The organism is Paenibacillus sp. OK060, assembly GCF_900101205.1.
Classification (GTDB): domain Bacteria; phylum Bacillota; class Bacilli; order Paenibacillales; family Paenibacillaceae; genus Paenibacillus; species Paenibacillus marchantiae.
In genome coordinates this window covers 24,041-38,832 of the sequence record NZ_FNFR01000001.1, presented here as the reverse complement: position 1 = coordinate 38,832, position 14,792 = coordinate 24,041, and the positions used below count along the sequence as shown (strand labels likewise).

Genomic DNA, 14,792 nt, shown 5'->3' with positions numbered 1-14,792 from the left:
CCGTTGCATGCTTCAGCACTTCTTTTTTCGAGGCTAGTAATAACCACAACCTTGCGAATGATGGAAAGTCGCTATATAATTGTAACTGTATTGGTTTCATTTATAGATGATGGAGGTTTTAATGAATGAATATTGAAATATGGTCCGACTTTATGTGTCCTTTCTGTTATATTGGCAAACGTCGTCTGGAGAATGTACTCGCACAATTCCCCCACCGCGATGAAGTGCAATTACAGTTCAAAAGTTTTGAGCTCGATCCAAATGCTGAATTGAATAGTGGCAAAACCAACGCAGAATATCTGGCTGCCAAATACAATATGAGTGTGGAGCAGGCACGCGGCATGAATGCCCAAATGAATGCCAATGCTCGTACGGCTGGACTGGAATACAACATTGATGAGATGATCCCTACCAACTCCTTCTCTGCTCACCGTCTGACGCATTGGGCAGAAACACAAGGAAAAATGCTTGAGCTGAGCGAACGACTATTTCAAGCGATCTTCATTGAAGGTAAACATGTCGGCAATTCCGATGTACTGATCGAGTTGGCTGAAGAAGTAGGTCTAGATCGCAATGCAGCAGCAGAAGTGTTGTCCAGTAATCAATTCGCAGACCAAGTGCGTGCCGACCAGGCAGAAGGCGAACAGTTAGGCATCCGGGGTGTACCGTTCTTCGTATTTGATCGCAAGTTCGCTGTATCTGGCGCTCAACCGGATGAGGTGTTCCTTGACGCTATCCAGAAAGCATGGGACGAGCGTTCCCCCTTCACAATAGTAGAGTCCAACACCACTGACGCAGATGGCAGTGGAGTATGCACCGAAGACGGCTGCGAGGTTCCGCAACCGGACCAATCCAAATAACACAAAAGCAGCAGGATCAAGGGTTATCCCCTGAACCTGCTGCTTTTTTTCACTTTTCCCTTTTAAATCCATCCACTTAAGATGAACTCATAATTTACATTATAACGGAGAGGGCAGAACAAATCTGGAGAAGCGGCGCTAAAAGCTTTCTGAAAGAAAGCTGCAACGGAAGCATATACTTCGCATTTATCACTGGATTTTACCCTTTGAAGATAGGGAATTCCAAAAATCCGGGGATAACGGCGATCGAAAGATTGTTCTGCACACGTAGTGGCCTACTGTAAAGGATTATGCTTTCATTTTATATCACGAAGAACGATCCGTCACCGGAACATCCACAAGCAGATCATTAAACACTCATTTTGGAATTGAGCTACACGCTCAATCCCAAAACAGCTGATCCGGATGTGGTCCCGTCCGTTTATCCGAATCCAGCGCATCAATCAGTTTCAGCTCATCGGGAGTCAGTTCAAAATCAAAGATGTCCGCATTCTCGCGTATCCGCTCCGGGGTAACCGACTTCGGAATCGTCACGATCTGGTTCTGAATATCCCAACGCAGAATAACTTGCGCTGGTGTTTTTCCGTATTTCTGGGCCAGACTTTTCAAAGCCGATTCCTTGTTCAGTTTACCTCTCATAATGGGGCTCCATGCCTCCAGTTGAATGCCCTGCTCCCCGCAGAAATCCTGCAGTTCCTGTTGAATCAGACCTGGATGCAGTTCCACCTGATTCACCGCAGGTACCGTTCCACCTTCATCTATGATATCGCGCAAATGGTGTACTTCGAAATTACTTACACCAATGGCACGTACACTTCCTTCGCTATATAGACGTTCGAATGCTCTCCACGTCTCCTTATACTGGTCTCTACCAGGCCAGTGAATTAAGTATAGATCAATGACATTTAATCCAAGCGCCTTCTGGCTGGCCTCAAATGCTCTCAAGGTCGAATCAAACCCTTGATCCTCGTTCCACAGCTTGGTTGTCACAAACAGCTCATTCCGAGCAACACCACTGCTCGCAATGGCTTGTCCCACTTCTTCTTCATTTCCATAAACGGACGCCGTATCAATACTCCGATATCCGACTTCCAATGCAGTCTCCACCGCTTGCTGTACTTCCTTGCCTTTTGCTCGATAAGTCCCAAATCCCAGCCATGGCATCGTCACTCCGTTGTTCAGAATCGTACAATCTGTAATATGTTTTGTCATTCTGTACCTCCTGTGTGAAATTTGCCTGCTCTTGGTCTATTAACCTTCTCACCAAATTTTAAGCGGCACTTTGCATACAGTTTGGCTGGATCCACTTCTTGGGGTCATTCAAAAGAGACATGAATAACCCGCAAAGCACTGCTGCTCTGCGGGTTTCTGGTGTGACAGGAACGCCTATAGATCCCCTTGCCCATTCTGACTCTGGATCGAGTTCAATCTTCTCTTCTCCTCAATGAACATCTCTTCTGCCAGCTCAACGCCCTGACCTCCAAGCGAACGTTCAGCTTGACGCATGGCCTGCTCGGTATGCGCCAAACGGCGTTCTGCCTGTTCAATGGTCTGTTCTGTTGGATGTGACATTGCCTGTGAAACGGCATAATGAAGTTTGTTCACTGCATTCTGCGCCTGGGATACGGTCGTATCGGCTTGCAAACTGGAATCATAACGCTTCGGCATGAGTATTCCTCCTTGGGATCATGTTCCTGTTACCCCTTTAGGATGGTTGACATCGGCCTTCCTTATTCTTCTTTTGCTAAAACAATGACGGATCGCTTCACTGTTCCCCTTAAACGATTAGTGATAAATATCAATGATGTGTATAACTTTTTCCGGTGTGACTGCGTTTATTTGATAAGTACCTTTTCACAAGGAGGCGTGTGTTTGAAGAACTTTGGGATTATGTTCATACTGCTATCTTTATTGCTGCTCATCAGCGGCTGTACACCTTCGACGTATGAAATAACGGGATATACAGGCTCCTCTATTAATAACGAGATTCCGGTCCCCGTGAATGCAAAGCAGCTGAACGTAACGACATATTCAGACAATCCAAACATTAAAACGGGCATTAAATATGAATTGAAACATATCGGGGGAGAACAGGGATTATATGTACCCTCCGATTATTTCGAGAAGTTATCCGAAGCCGGATGGGTTGAAGTGGAAGAAGAGCGAATGGGGAATGTTCATTATTTTAAAAAAAGCGATACTATCATCGCCATTGAGATTCAAGAGGATACCTTTAAGATTTTTGAAATGATGCAGGGCTTTACGTTCTAACCCTGTACCGTTCCTAATCACAACTAAAAAAAGAGAGGCCGCGGCCTCTCTTTCCTTTCGTGGACAAGTTTGCCCAATGTAAATTCATACAATTACTTTACGAATTTCGCTACTTTTGCAAGCACTTCTTCTTCTGACGGAGCACTGATGTACCTACCGTTGATGAAAACAAAAGCACGCTTCGCGCAAGGACCGCAATACGATTTGCAACCAATTTTGATCTCCGTATCCGGAGCCATTTTCTCCAACTTGGCTACAATCGATTTTAGTCTGATATGATTACATTTTTCGCATACGCGGATATCGTTAGCCATGAGTTCCCCTTCTTCGCTCCCTTAGTGGTCGCCGTGGTTGCCTTGGGATGGGTTCGTAATAACGAAGCCTTCTTCAGGGAAGTAAAGGTAATCAATTTTAACGCCATCCAGCAAAGGCTGATCATTCTCAAGAATAACGTCGATCTCTTTATCGGTAGATACAACCGTATCATTTTCTTTTGGCGTATCGATATCGAGTCCGTAGTGGGCATGATCTCCATGTGCATGTGTGATCACAACGCGCAGCAATTTACCTTCGTTCTCAGGCTTGTCCAGTTCAAGTTTCAATACTTTCGCGGCATTACGTGTAATTTTGCAGTTCATTTCATTCATCTCCTATATCGTAATTGCTGGTTCCAACAATTTTTCAGTATTTCTAAACTCCAGCATCTATTGTAAAGAAAATTACTGCGCTTCGCAATAACATTGATGCAAAATCGATGTTAAAACCACCCATTTTGTGTCGGATTAAGACGACGCACCCGCTGTAAGTACCGGATATTTGCGCTCCGCACGACTTACAAACCAGTTCATCAGCAACAACGTAACCCCGATATCATCTATAGGCATGAACGGCATCACGTCAGGAAGCACCCAGTAGAGCAGCGCCGGGATGATGAACAGCAGCTTCTCACCCAAAGGGATCTGAGGAGCCCGCAACAGACGCGGCAGCCGTTTGAATACTTGTGTCCATCGTTTGAATGACAGCAGTCTTCTCCACTTCATATGAACCCCTCCGTATGATTATTGCACTGAAATAAAACAGAACACGTTATAGTCACACCCATCATTACCCGTTCCAGAGCGATCCGGAACGAATGATGCAATATGCAGATTAAAAAAACGAACGCCGGTCACAGCGCCCGTTCCTGTTATACGAGTGGACAACCTTTAAGTTTCATGTCTTCCCATCCAGATTATGTGAAGTCAGATTTCATGGATTCCCGGTCTTCCCTGTTAGTGCTCTCGATCTGTTAATAATTCAGCCAACAGCATGCCAACCTCTACACAGATGTCATCGAACTGATCCATGGGCAGCGGGTTGACCCCAAGTCCCACTTCTACCGTGAAGCCGGGCTTTCGAAACTTCTGAATGAACCAGTCTTTGTACCCTGCATCACTTCCACCCAGCTTAACTGCCTTGTATCCCGAAGCCCTTGCCAGTCTGCGTGAAAGCGGGGCACTCTCCTTTGGCTCCAAATCTCGGTAGTTCCAATAAATTTCTTGTCCCTGACTGTGCAGCGAAACGACAGCATCGAAATGATGTTGCTCGGTCCACTGTGCAAGTGCCCATGCCTCCGGTTCCGATAAGGGAGCGGTTCCTGCATAATCTCTGGGCCCTGGAGTCGTTATCCCTCTTCTAGCTGCTTCTTCCTCCCAATAAGCCGGGAATTGATCGTTAAGGTCTACTCCCCTGATATTAGACTTCCAATGCGTAAAATGGGAGCGTCCAGCATTCCATGCCAGCAATTCTTCTGCATGGGGATGATCATTGACCACGCCCTCTTGCACCAATTCAACTCCATCCGGGTTGACCATGGGCACACCCCACAGCGTAGTTTCCTGCATCCAGCGTTCCGTCTGGAATTGATGCCATGGCGTATGTGTACTGTAGGCCTTCGCATATTCTTCAATGAACCGCATCAGAACCGCCGTTGTCAGCCACTCATTTGCATGAACTGATGCGTTGACATGAATATGTCTGGGGCCTTGACCCAAACGCAGATAAGGCAAATCCTTGCCCATGACACTGCTGCCAATGGAGCCAATCTCGATAAATGGATACTTCTTTTCGAGCAAACCGATATCACGGCTCATTTCACGATAACCATACTCTCCCTGCAACTTGACGATAGTTTTTCCATTTGAATCTGGAATATGAATACATCGTCCGCACCAGTCCGGAATGTTCGCTATTTCTGGGTTGGCCTCGCGCAATTCTTCTTCATTCATTCCAAAACGTAATGCAATCACAGCCACTTTCTCCCCTGGTTGCACTGCATACCTGCGTCCCATTCCCGGCGTAATGTGCAGCATCTGTCCTGTTAGCAAATAGGGCTGGGACGCTGCTTCAGGGTTGAGAGCAGCCAGTAACTCCTTCGTCATATGGTTCGCTGCCGCAATACGCGACAAGGTATCTCCCTGTTGAACAATAATCCATTGCAGCTCCATGTCGATCTCCTTTCCCTTAGGAAATTGTGTAATCTCCCGTCCTTTTCTCGCCTGTGTCCTTACTGTATGTAATATGTATGCGGGTCTGGTTGTCCGTCATGTGACATGAATCGCGTAAATCCCTCCAACATAAGAAAAACGTGATGATACATCTGAGCTTCTTATACTTTCGGATATAAACAAAAGAATCCCGGAACACTTAGTGTTCCGGGATTCTTATAAGCATTGAAATCAAAAAAAGTTATGGTAATTGGGTAACCTGCCACACAACTGGCGTTTTGGAGATCTGCTCTCCGAGCCATTGGCGGGTAATATTCTGGAACATGCGGGGGTCCCCTGTGCAAAAAAACTGATGGACCGGCGTCTCATCCCCACTGGCCAGCTTTCGTTTATCATACAAAATCGTACTGATTTCCCTTGCCGTTTCATCTGCCGAACTAATCAGCTTCACTTCCTGCCCCATAACCTCCTGAATGGTATCCATGAGAAAAGGATAGTGCGTACAACCCAGAATAAGACAATCAATCGGCTGTTGTTTAATCTGGCCTAGAGATTGCTCCACCGTACTTGTCGTTTGCTCGGAACGGAATTCGCCTTGCTCCACCAGTGGCACAAGTGCCGGACAAGCCTGACTGACCACATCAATATAGGGAGACAACTGTTTGAGTGCAGACGTATATGCACCACTTCCAATGGTCCCCACGGTGCCAATGACACCGATGCGTCCTGTGCGTGTCGCTGTGATGGCTGCTCGTGCTCCAGGATGAATGACACCAATGACAGGCACATTCACCTTGGCTCGAATATAGTCGAGCGCTGCTGCCGTAGCCGTATTACAGGCGATAACGATAACCTTCGGATCGAACTGGATCAAGAAATCAACGATTTGTTCCGTGAATTGTTTAACTTGTTCGGACGAACGGGGTCCGTACGGTGTCCGGGCAGTATCTCCAAAATATATGATCTTTTCCCGTGGGAGCTGACGCATCACTTCCTTGGCGACCGTCAATCCCCCTACACCGGAGTCTAATATAGCGATTGCTTGCTGCACGAACACACCGCTTCCTTCTTCATTGAATTGGTTCTGTTAACATATTGGTTCCCAGAGCTTTCTTCCTACCGTATGAATTTTCAGGCAAAAAGGTACCTACATCTTACCCGATTTCATCGCAGGGTTCAAACAAAATGCCGTATCGTACAACTCCTGCACGACCACGCACAACAAAGCAGGCTCCCCTCCAGATGGAGGAAAGCCTGCTCGCGTTCAAGCTTAGCTTTAGATGTTATCTTTGGAGTCGTCGGCAGGAAGCTTCGCAATGACTTCAATGCCAGACTCATTTGCTGCATCTGCATCGATGGAAGAATCGGAATCAGTAATGACGGCGGATACGCGCACTTCTTTACCTTCAGCGCAATTGCGCCACGATTGGATATCCTGGATAACGACATCTGCCGTCTCTTTTACTTTGGATACGATCTGTGCGCTTTGTTCTCCTACCTTGCTAGCCAGTTCCTGACCCTTCTCACTCACCTGACGTGCACCTTCCGAAATATCTTGACGAAGTTCGCGTCCGGATTTTGGCGCCAGCAGCAAAGCTGTCACTGAACCTACAACCGAGCCGATTAATGCTCCCCACAACAAACTTTTGTTAGAATCCTTCACGTCTCATCTCTCCCTTTACCTTAAATGAAGTACCGAATAACTAAGCAACGGCCTGTTGCTCGTCAATCCGGGCGAATGCCTACTCTGTTGATGCAGTATAAGCAGCAAGGGCTTGACCTGACACTCGGATACCAAAAAAAATTCTGGATGCCGTCTTCGCACCTTCTGACGTTATCGAGATATGTCTCAGGTCTGCCGCGCCGGCTCAAGCGGAGCAGCAGCATGTTCATCACCCGGGTCCAGGTCAATTACATATCGTCCTGGTGCAATCAACGCCGCCTGATGCTCACAACGCCAGCGTCGTCCGCCGGAAGATCCCAGCGTCTGTCCATCCTGTAGAACATCTCCCTGATCAAATATGTAATAGGCGGCACCCAGTAATGTCTGGGCTACCGTATCCGGATCGAGTCCAATAAAATGACACTGTACATCAGGCACACCAAGTGCTGACAAACCTACCGTGTCCATAACCAGCTGACGCTGTTCCTCCGTGCCCCCAGCCTGATACATGCGCACATTCATCGCAGCGTAGAGATGCTCCTCACGCTCCTGTGACAGCACATAGGCTTCTGGTTCAACTAATTTGTCACTGCCGTACCAGTATAACGCCTCACAAGGCAACACTTCCATGACAGCCTGAATCGTCTTTTGGAACAATTCGAGTCGTTGTTTGCGCGGCATGGCAGCAGTGAACATATCATGAAGTCGGATAGAATATTGGATCGTTTCCATAGCTTGTCCTGCTTCTGGCCAATGCCAGGCTTGCTGTAAAGCCCCTCCAAAGCGGGCACGATCTACAATTTCAGTAATGGGGAGCATGCAAGTCTGTGCTGGAATATTACCTTCCTGAAAAGAAACCTTATAATCCAGGTGGTAGAAAACCAGCATCTCAGGATTATGCTCCTCATTACCCTGCTTCACGTCAAGCCGGACTTGTCCGGTATGACGGCTCAGTGCATCATGCAAACGCCCCTGATCTATAACAGGACGTTCCTGAAATAACAGCTCAATCATATATACCGGATGAAACCCGGAAGGTATGTCATTCGTTTCATTATTTACTTCTCGAGCTTCTTTCCGTTCGTTCGTCATGCTGTTTCCCCTCATTCCTTGCTCTGTCCCTCGGCCTGTGCAGTCTGGAAAGGTCCGAGTTCTTTTTCCACATAGGTATTGACCTGATGGGAAAAATGTTCAAGCACGCCCGGCAAGTCACTGCTCAGCGGATGCAGTTCAGACCGCTCCCAGCTGTAATAGTCCTGAACGAGCGGCTTGCGCAACGATACGAGGCGACTAAGCACCTCATAGGTTGCATGATCAAAAACTTTCTCTTCGTGGTTAATTTCAATAATATCGTCATAACTGCTCGCATCACGCATGATGAAGCCATCAATGAGATAACTCCCAACATCCGTAACGATTTCAATCGCCAGATGAAGACAGCGTTCCTGTACCAGACCCAGCATGAGACTGCCATCCCAAGCTTGTGACGCGCGACGAAGACCTTCAGCCACCTCCGGTACGGCAGCAAGCCGGCGGGCAATCTGTTCTCTGTTTACGTAATACAATGTGTTCACTTCCCGTTCAGTGAATTATCGGTTCCTTTTTCCTCTTCGCTTCAGCCAAAATAACATCACAGGACAAGCGATCAGAAACACGACAAAAATATATAAAAATTCCATAACGTCTCTTAAATCGCTCATGCAGAGTCCCCTTTATCCAAAATAGAATGAATAACAGATTAGATTTCGTAGTCCACTGCAATCGACTGCTCTCTGACCTCGTTCATATACTTGATGACTTCCTGATGCAGCGGATGCACCTGATATGCCTGAAGATCTTCCAGTGATGCAAATTCTGCCGTAAGTGAGATGTCAAAAGATCTGTCCGAACGAAGCACGTCAATACCCACTTCAAGCGAGATCAGAACATCAATTTTCCCTTGCAGATTGCGAAGAACATTCGCAGCCGCTTCGATACTTTCAGGAGAACGATCTTTCATTTTAAACAGAACAATATGTTTAATCATCAAACAAGCACCTCATTTAAGTATAATAATTGGTATGATTGAATTTTCTTGTATCCAAAATATATCATAACGTCCTCTATTACGAAAGGATACTTGGAAACGTTCTCTTCAAAGACAATCTAATCGGGGCTGCTTTCATTCCCTTTGGATTTCTCCTGAGACATATTATCCGTCTGTTCACTTTGGTTTGTCTGTTTTTCCGGTACGACTTCTGCTGCTTGTTCTTTTGTCTCCTTATTCTCCACGTTCGGCTGTGGTTGAGGCCACTCCCTGTCAGACAACCCCTCCTGTTTTTTCAGCACCGCTATAGCCTGTCTGAGCTTGTCAGGCAATGGAAGCCCAATGCGGGCATAATTTTCGGTAATGGATATCAGCTCATTCACCAGATAAAAGTAGATGGCTCCCCCTTTAATGATGTCAGTTCCCATGAGCATGTCAATTCGGTGGGCAAGCAGAATAACCGTTAGCATGAGACCTTTGCGCGCGAGCCCCCAGAATCCAACATTACTATTCAATCCTTTTCCCGTTCTTACTGCCGCAGCGAGACCCGTAATATAATCCACAGCCATTGCAACCGCCAGCAAGCTAAGCAGCTGATCCCATCCACCAAAAGCAAACGTCATGAACGCCCCTGAAATGGCAGCAAAGGTACTTACGGATGGACTCACGTTTCTCACCTCTCCCTCTCACTTGATCTCCATACAAGATATGTAAGAATAAGAGATTTTGACAGTCCACATGCCTTGCTGAACACGCGGATTTCTAATTTCAGATTTGTGCACATTGGAAATGGGTTCCTTTAACGGGAATCGAATATTTATGGGTAAATCAGGGAAATAAACCGCATCATATCAACAAAAAATAGATAAAAGTACTAAAGTCTCACTAATAGGTAATTAGACTCATTTTATTTTTATTCATTATCTATTTGATCCCTTAAATTTAGTGAAACATTGTAATCTAGGAATATACTAGGATGTGAATTGCGTCTGGTCTAGTTCATAATTCCTCCTTTGTAGCGGATTCGCGCATCCACTCATTTGAAACAGGTGCACCCGGCACTTGAAAGTACCCCCGTACTTATTGTAGTATTTGGTTAAAAAAATCGGAGGAAATATGCCTAATCAACCAGAACAACATTCCATCCAGGCGTGGTCTCTGATCAACCGTAAATATTTGGGAAAAGGCGTCCGTGTTAAACGATTCCGAAAACCGACACGCTGTCAAATCCGCAACCGTGTTCTTCTTGCCGTGCTGATGGCCAATGATATCAAGTTGTCTCAGCTCGCCGAAGATCTATCCATCTCTTCACGCAGCGTCAGCGCGTGGGTGTATGAAGGACGGATACCCGGCAGTACCAATTTGGACAAGGCATGCCAATTGCTCGGCTACCCGCGCCACATTCTTTTTAATGAAGAGGTGGTACGCAAAAGCCCTGTCATTTGTCAGCCCGAGCCTTCCCGCTTCATGAAGCGTACGGTGACCCGTTCTCCGGTTAGCAACCGTATTCTAACAGGCTTGTGTATGGTCCATGATTTGTCGGTGACAGATGTCAGCCACTGGATCGGGGTTCACCCCGGCACTTTCCGCAAATGGCTGCATCAGGGAACGCTGCCTTCTGCTGCGTTTCAGGAACAAGCGGAACAATTTTTCCGCATCCCGAAAACTATTTTGTTCGCAGATGTCATCTTGAAAGATCGCCACAATAACTAAATTAGCGAACAACCAAAAGGCTCTGTCCTCTCCCCATTGGGAAAGACAGAGCCTTTTTAAAATACCACTTTCATCGTACAAATTTTATTAGGTTACCATTTCTCCAGTCGGGTGTACTCAGCATCGTCTCTCAGGGGCGATAAGCGGCCCTCTTGCCCTCCAAACAGCTTTGGATGCATCATTCCTTCATTCCCAGTCACTCCTTAACCTGGGCCGGTACAGCGTGCTCTCTGAACGAGGCGAAAATCCCATTGTCGAAAGGCGCGGCGACTTATACCCATATATACCTCATCAATGCTAACCAACCAGTCCATTAAATCATGGATCATTTAAAGAAATAGAACTTCATGGTTAGCTTCATTTTCATAATATATTTGTACGAACAATTTAACCCAACACTTTATATGAAGTATAAAAAAAAGCCTGTCCCTTAAGGGAGTAGGCTTAATTCAAACTCTAATTCAGCTCGTATAACGTTTGGTTCGATCTATCCTTATCCCTTGTAAGACCGTGTTTTTCAAAAATTCATGTGATTTGTTGCTATCGAATTAAGCACAAGCACCTCTAGCGCAAACAACAACACTTCCTTGTCTCGTACATTACAGGATTCACTCTTAATTTGTACGTACAACTAAATCCATAAGATAACACTTGTTCATATTATTTTTCCCATCCTTATTTCGAACCCACGTTTAGAATCTCGTTGATATATTTCAGTCCCGTATAACGATCACGAAGCAAATGAGCTGTGTTGGAAGCATGTTCCACCATCTCCATGGATACACCTAGTTGTTCAGTCGTTGTAGGTCCCCCAACTTGCTCAAGCCAAGCTATAAGCTGAGATGCATCCGGCAGATTATTGTATACATGGAATATCGGCTCGTCGGATTTTTGTGCAAGATCTTTGTATTTTATGGTAAGCAGTGCACAGGCCACTCCCACCTTGGCACCATGCAAAACAGGCTTGTGCCCTGACTCCATCAGATCCATCTCCCACCGATGAGACAGATGATGTTCTCCACCGGATGCCGGACGAGAATGATCAATGATTAGCATGGAAATGCCGGAAGCAATCAGCGCATCCATCAATACACTCACACCATCGGCCCGTCCTTCAGCGATACCATTTACATGCTCCACACAGGTCGTTAGTGCTTCTTCTGTCATGCGATAAGCTACGGGGCAGAACGGTTCTCCACCCAGATCCCTGGAAACCACCCAGTCCGCAAGTGATGTATATTTACCAAGCATATCTCCGAATCCGGCTGCATTCATCTCTTGGGGGGCTTGCTCCAAAATATCGATGTCCGCAAAAATAGCTTTAGGCGGTACCGCCTGGAAAGTTTGTTTGACGCCGCTTACAATAAGAGGTGCACCCGCTGAGGTAAATCCGTCAACCGAAGCTGCTGTAGGCACTGACAGAAAGGGCTTGTTCATTTTGGAGCAAACAAATCGCACCAGATCATGAATGGTCCCTGAACCAGCAGCAATGATCGCCTGACTTTCTTGTTTCACACCGAGCAGTACCTGCACAATCCCACCCTCATCGGCGATCACGTCGCCTGCTTTGTTCTCTGGCATGCATATCTCATCCACATGAACGCCCGCTTCTCGGATGTTCTTTACCACCTCGTGTCCCGCTGCCGGACCTGTAAATCGATCATATACCACTGTTACATGTCTGTACCCTTGCTCGGACAAATAGCCAGGTAACCGCTGAATAGCTCCATGCTCCAGATAGACCTGCATTTGCACCAACCGATGATCATGCCCACAAGTACAATTTTGCGCTTCTTCGTTCCATACGGCAATTCGCTTGTTCATATTCATCCGTTTTTAACCTCCCTTAAGAAATATCATGCATAATTACATGGTTAAAACCACAAAATGAAAAAAGGAAATAAAATGTGAGTATTTTCCTGATCACACTTTACTTCCTGTATTAAAAATTTGCAAACCCCAAACTCACATTCCCAAGCAGGTGAACCTATGAAATTAACCAAAGAAATAGGAATTTCTCTCGGATTTCTCGCAGGAACGACATTTGGCAGCGGCATCGCCTTTTTGTTTCGCTTCCAGGCATATGAGGTGATGGCAAGTGTTGCGCTCTTTGGTATTGCTGGAGCGATTGCAGGCCTATGTGTGCAACAATTCATTTTCAATAAATAAAAAAACAAAAAAAGCTCGCGAATTGCCTTTAGAGCAATTTTGCGAGCTTTTTTCTTCGATGCGGTCGAGAGGACTCGAACCTCCACGGGGGTTAGCCCACACGGACCTGAACCGTGCGCGTCTGCCAATTCCGCCACGACCGCATAATATGTATCTTCTCATCATGGATGAAAAGTACTCCGGTCAAGCAATTGCTTGTTTTACCGTAATTAAGAGTATACATGCTCTGTAATAAGTTTGCAATACCTTTTTTCCAAGCTGCAATGAATAGGACATATGTCCTTTTTTAACCCCATCAAACTCCCTATCGTAGACATTAAGCAGATCAAGTGTCCTGTTGGACACGCTATACCTTGCATAGAAAAGGGGAGTTTTGCATGACGATCAAGAACACAACACATGAACGTATTGAAGAAGGAAAACGCAGCATTCACTGGACGGAAATGCATATGCCCCTGCTCGGGGAATTGAAATCCCATTTTGCCAAAGAGCTGCCTTTTGCTGGTTTAACCATCGGTATATGTATTCATGTAGAACCTAAAACAGCTGTATTATGCCGCACACTCCAAGCAGGTGGAGCCAACGTTGTATTGACTGGCAGCCCGGGTACAACCAAAGACGCCGTCGCAGCAGCTCTGCAAGAAGAAGGCATCACGGTATATGGTCAACGTGCGGACAGGCGCAATGAGCACCTGCAAAATATCCAAAGTGTACTTGGTCACCAACCCCATCTCCTCATGGATAATGGAGCTGATCTGGCGCGTACCTTCATTCAACAGTATGATACTAACTCTCTTATTGGTGGTACGGAGGAGACAACGACCGGGGCCAATCTTCTGCGTGAAGAGACGGATGAGAACATTCCTTTCCCCATCATTGTTATTAATGATAGTCCACTCAAAAGAATCATGGAAAATGAACATGGTGTTGGACAGACCATTATTGAAGGTTTCATGCGTACTACAAACCTGATTCTGCCTACACGTCGTTTCGTCATCGTAGGTTATGGAACCTGTGGACGAGGCATCGCCAGATATTTGCGAAATCTGGGCAGTCAGGTCGTCGTTGTTGAAACCGATCCGATTGCTGGCCTGGAAGCGGCGCTGGATGGGTTCAGAGTGGCACGATTGGAGGATACATTTGCATTTGCCCAAGTGTACATTACTGTCACTGGCCGTCCTAACGCCATTCTGAAGGAACATTTTAATCAAATGAATGATGGAACGATCCTCGCCAATGCCGGACATTTTTCTTGGGAGATGGATCTGGAAAGTCTCCGTCAGGAGGCGGAGCATACGGAACAACTGACAGCGGATATCGAACAATTTACATTAAATAACGGACGTCGACTCATGCTACTTACTCAAGGCGAGATGCTGAACCTGGCTGGTGGCAGCGGCAACCCTGCCGAAACGATGGATCTAGGCTTGTCCCTGCAAGCCGCCTCCCTCCTATATCTTGTACAGCAACGCCAACATCTCACCCTCGGACCACAGCCGGTTCCTCATAGCGTTAACAACACCATTGCCGGACAGATGCTGAAGCATTTAAGCTACAAGATCTAGTCATTAAGAATGGTGATATGAATTTAAAGGAGAGGTCCA

17 protein-coding genes, 1 tRNA gene and 1 pseudogene are annotated in these 14,792 nt (G+C 46.3%); 5 read left to right on the top strand and 14 right to left on the bottom strand.

All coding sequences use genetic code 11. The annotated features are described in order from the left end of the window. Positions 1-125 precede the first annotated feature (125 nt). Positions 126-860 carry a DsbA family oxidoreductase gene (locus tag BLS14_RS00205; protein WP_090948903.1) on the top strand — a complete coding sequence of 245 codons (735 nt, stop codon included), beginning with the start codon at positions 126-128 and terminating at the stop codon, positions 858-860. A 381-nt stretch (positions 861-1,241) separates the two neighbouring features. Here the strand turns inward: BLS14_RS00205 and BLS14_RS00200 are convergent, their stop codons facing one another. Next, entirely contained in the window at positions 1,242-2,072 is an 831-nt protein-coding gene (locus BLS14_RS00200) for an aldo/keto reductase (RefSeq protein ID WP_063564899.1), read from the bottom strand. Between the two features lie 174 nt (positions 2,073-2,246). Beyond that, entirely contained in the window at positions 2,247-2,528 is a 282-nt protein-coding gene (locus tag BLS14_RS00195; protein ID WP_090805070.1) for a hypothetical protein, read from the bottom strand. A gap of 204 nt (positions 2,529-2,732) precedes the next feature. On the opposite strand from BLS14_RS00195, the gene BLS14_RS00190 reads away from it, so the two are divergent. After that, on the top strand, positions 2,733-3,131 hold the full coding sequence (locus BLS14_RS00190; protein WP_063564901.1) for a hypothetical protein: 399 nt from the start codon (positions 2,733-2,735) through the stop codon (positions 3,129-3,131). Between the two features lie 92 nt (positions 3,132-3,223). Here BLS14_RS00190 and BLS14_RS00185 read toward each other — a convergent pair whose 3' ends face one another. From BLS14_RS00185 to BLS14_RS00140, 10 genes and pseudogenes are all read right to left on the bottom strand, one after another. Next, a complete protein-coding gene (locus BLS14_RS00185; protein ID WP_024629198.1) occupies positions 3,224-3,445 on the bottom strand; it encodes a YuzB family protein in 222 nt (73 codons plus the stop codon). A gap of 21 nt (positions 3,446-3,466) precedes the next feature. Next, entirely contained in the window at positions 3,467-3,769 is a 303-nt protein-coding gene (locus BLS14_RS00180) for a hypothetical protein (protein WP_063564902.1), read from the bottom strand. 144 nt (positions 3,770-3,913) lie between these two features. Continuing rightward, positions 3,914-4,171 (bottom strand): hypothetical protein, encoded by a 258-nt coding sequence (locus BLS14_RS00175; protein ID WP_062322197.1) that lies wholly within the window; start codon positions 4,169-4,171, stop codon positions 3,914-3,916. A gap of 231 nt (positions 4,172-4,402) precedes the next feature. Further along, entirely contained in the window at positions 4,403-5,617 is a 1,215-nt protein-coding gene (locus BLS14_RS00170; RefSeq protein ID WP_371121098.1) for a M14 family metallopeptidase, read from the bottom strand. Positions 5,618-5,858: 241 nt separating this feature from the next. Continuing rightward, complete coding sequence (racE, locus tag BLS14_RS00165) at positions 5,859-6,668, bottom strand: glutamate racemase (protein WP_063564957.1); 810 nt, start codon at positions 6,666-6,668, stop codon at positions 5,859-5,861. Between the two features lie 225 nt (positions 6,669-6,893). Beyond that, positions 6,894-7,280 carry a YtxH domain-containing protein gene (locus BLS14_RS00160; RefSeq protein WP_063564903.1) on the bottom strand — a complete coding sequence of 129 codons (387 nt, stop codon included), beginning with the start codon at positions 7,278-7,280 and terminating at the stop codon, positions 6,894-6,896. A gap of 186 nt (positions 7,281-7,466) precedes the next feature. Beyond that, entirely contained in the window at positions 7,467-8,372 is a 906-nt protein-coding gene (locus tag BLS14_RS00155; protein ID WP_063564904.1) for a DUF4261 domain-containing protein, read from the bottom strand. Positions 8,373-8,383: 11 nt separating this feature from the next. Beyond that, positions 8,384-8,845 (bottom strand): DUF86 domain-containing protein, encoded by a 462-nt coding sequence (locus tag BLS14_RS00150; RefSeq protein ID WP_063564905.1) that lies wholly within the window; start codon positions 8,843-8,845, stop codon positions 8,384-8,386. Between the two features lie 173 nt (positions 8,846-9,018). Further along, entirely contained in the window at positions 9,019-9,306 is a 288-nt protein-coding gene (locus BLS14_RS00145) for a Dabb family protein (RefSeq protein ID WP_064639229.1), read from the bottom strand. A gap of 284 nt (positions 9,307-9,590) precedes the next feature. Then, positions 9,591-9,983 (bottom strand): annotated as a pseudogene (locus tag BLS14_RS00140) (holin family protein); the annotation flags it as partial. 439 nt (positions 9,984-10,422) lie between these two features. On the opposite strand from BLS14_RS00140, the gene BLS14_RS00135 reads away from it, so the two are divergent. Continuing rightward, positions 10,423-11,019 (top strand): helix-turn-helix domain-containing protein, encoded by a 597-nt coding sequence (locus BLS14_RS00135; RefSeq protein WP_024629188.1) that lies wholly within the window; start codon positions 10,423-10,425, stop codon positions 11,017-11,019. A 675-nt stretch (positions 11,020-11,694) separates the two neighbouring features. Here the strand turns inward: BLS14_RS00135 and BLS14_RS00130 are convergent. Then, a complete protein-coding gene (locus tag BLS14_RS00130) occupies positions 11,695-12,849 on the bottom strand; it encodes a sn-glycerol-1-phosphate dehydrogenase (RefSeq protein WP_090948901.1) in 1,155 nt (384 codons plus the stop codon). Positions 12,850-13,008: 159 nt separating this feature from the next. Between BLS14_RS00130 and BLS14_RS00125 the strand changes: the two genes are divergently transcribed. Continuing rightward, positions 13,009-13,188 (top strand): hypothetical protein, encoded by a 180-nt coding sequence (locus BLS14_RS00125; protein ID WP_063564909.1) that lies wholly within the window; start codon positions 13,009-13,011, stop codon positions 13,186-13,188. A gap of 59 nt (positions 13,189-13,247) precedes the next feature. Here the strand turns inward: BLS14_RS00125 and BLS14_RS00120 are convergent. Beyond that, positions 13,248-13,331 (bottom strand) — tRNA-Leu (locus BLS14_RS00120). Between the two features lie 234 nt (positions 13,332-13,565). On the opposite strand from BLS14_RS00120, the gene BLS14_RS00115 reads away from it, so the two are divergent. Continuing rightward, entirely contained in the window at positions 13,566-14,753 is a 1,188-nt protein-coding gene (locus tag BLS14_RS00115; RefSeq protein WP_090948899.1) for an adenosylhomocysteinase, read from the top strand. Positions 14,754-14,792: the final 39 nt, after the last annotated feature.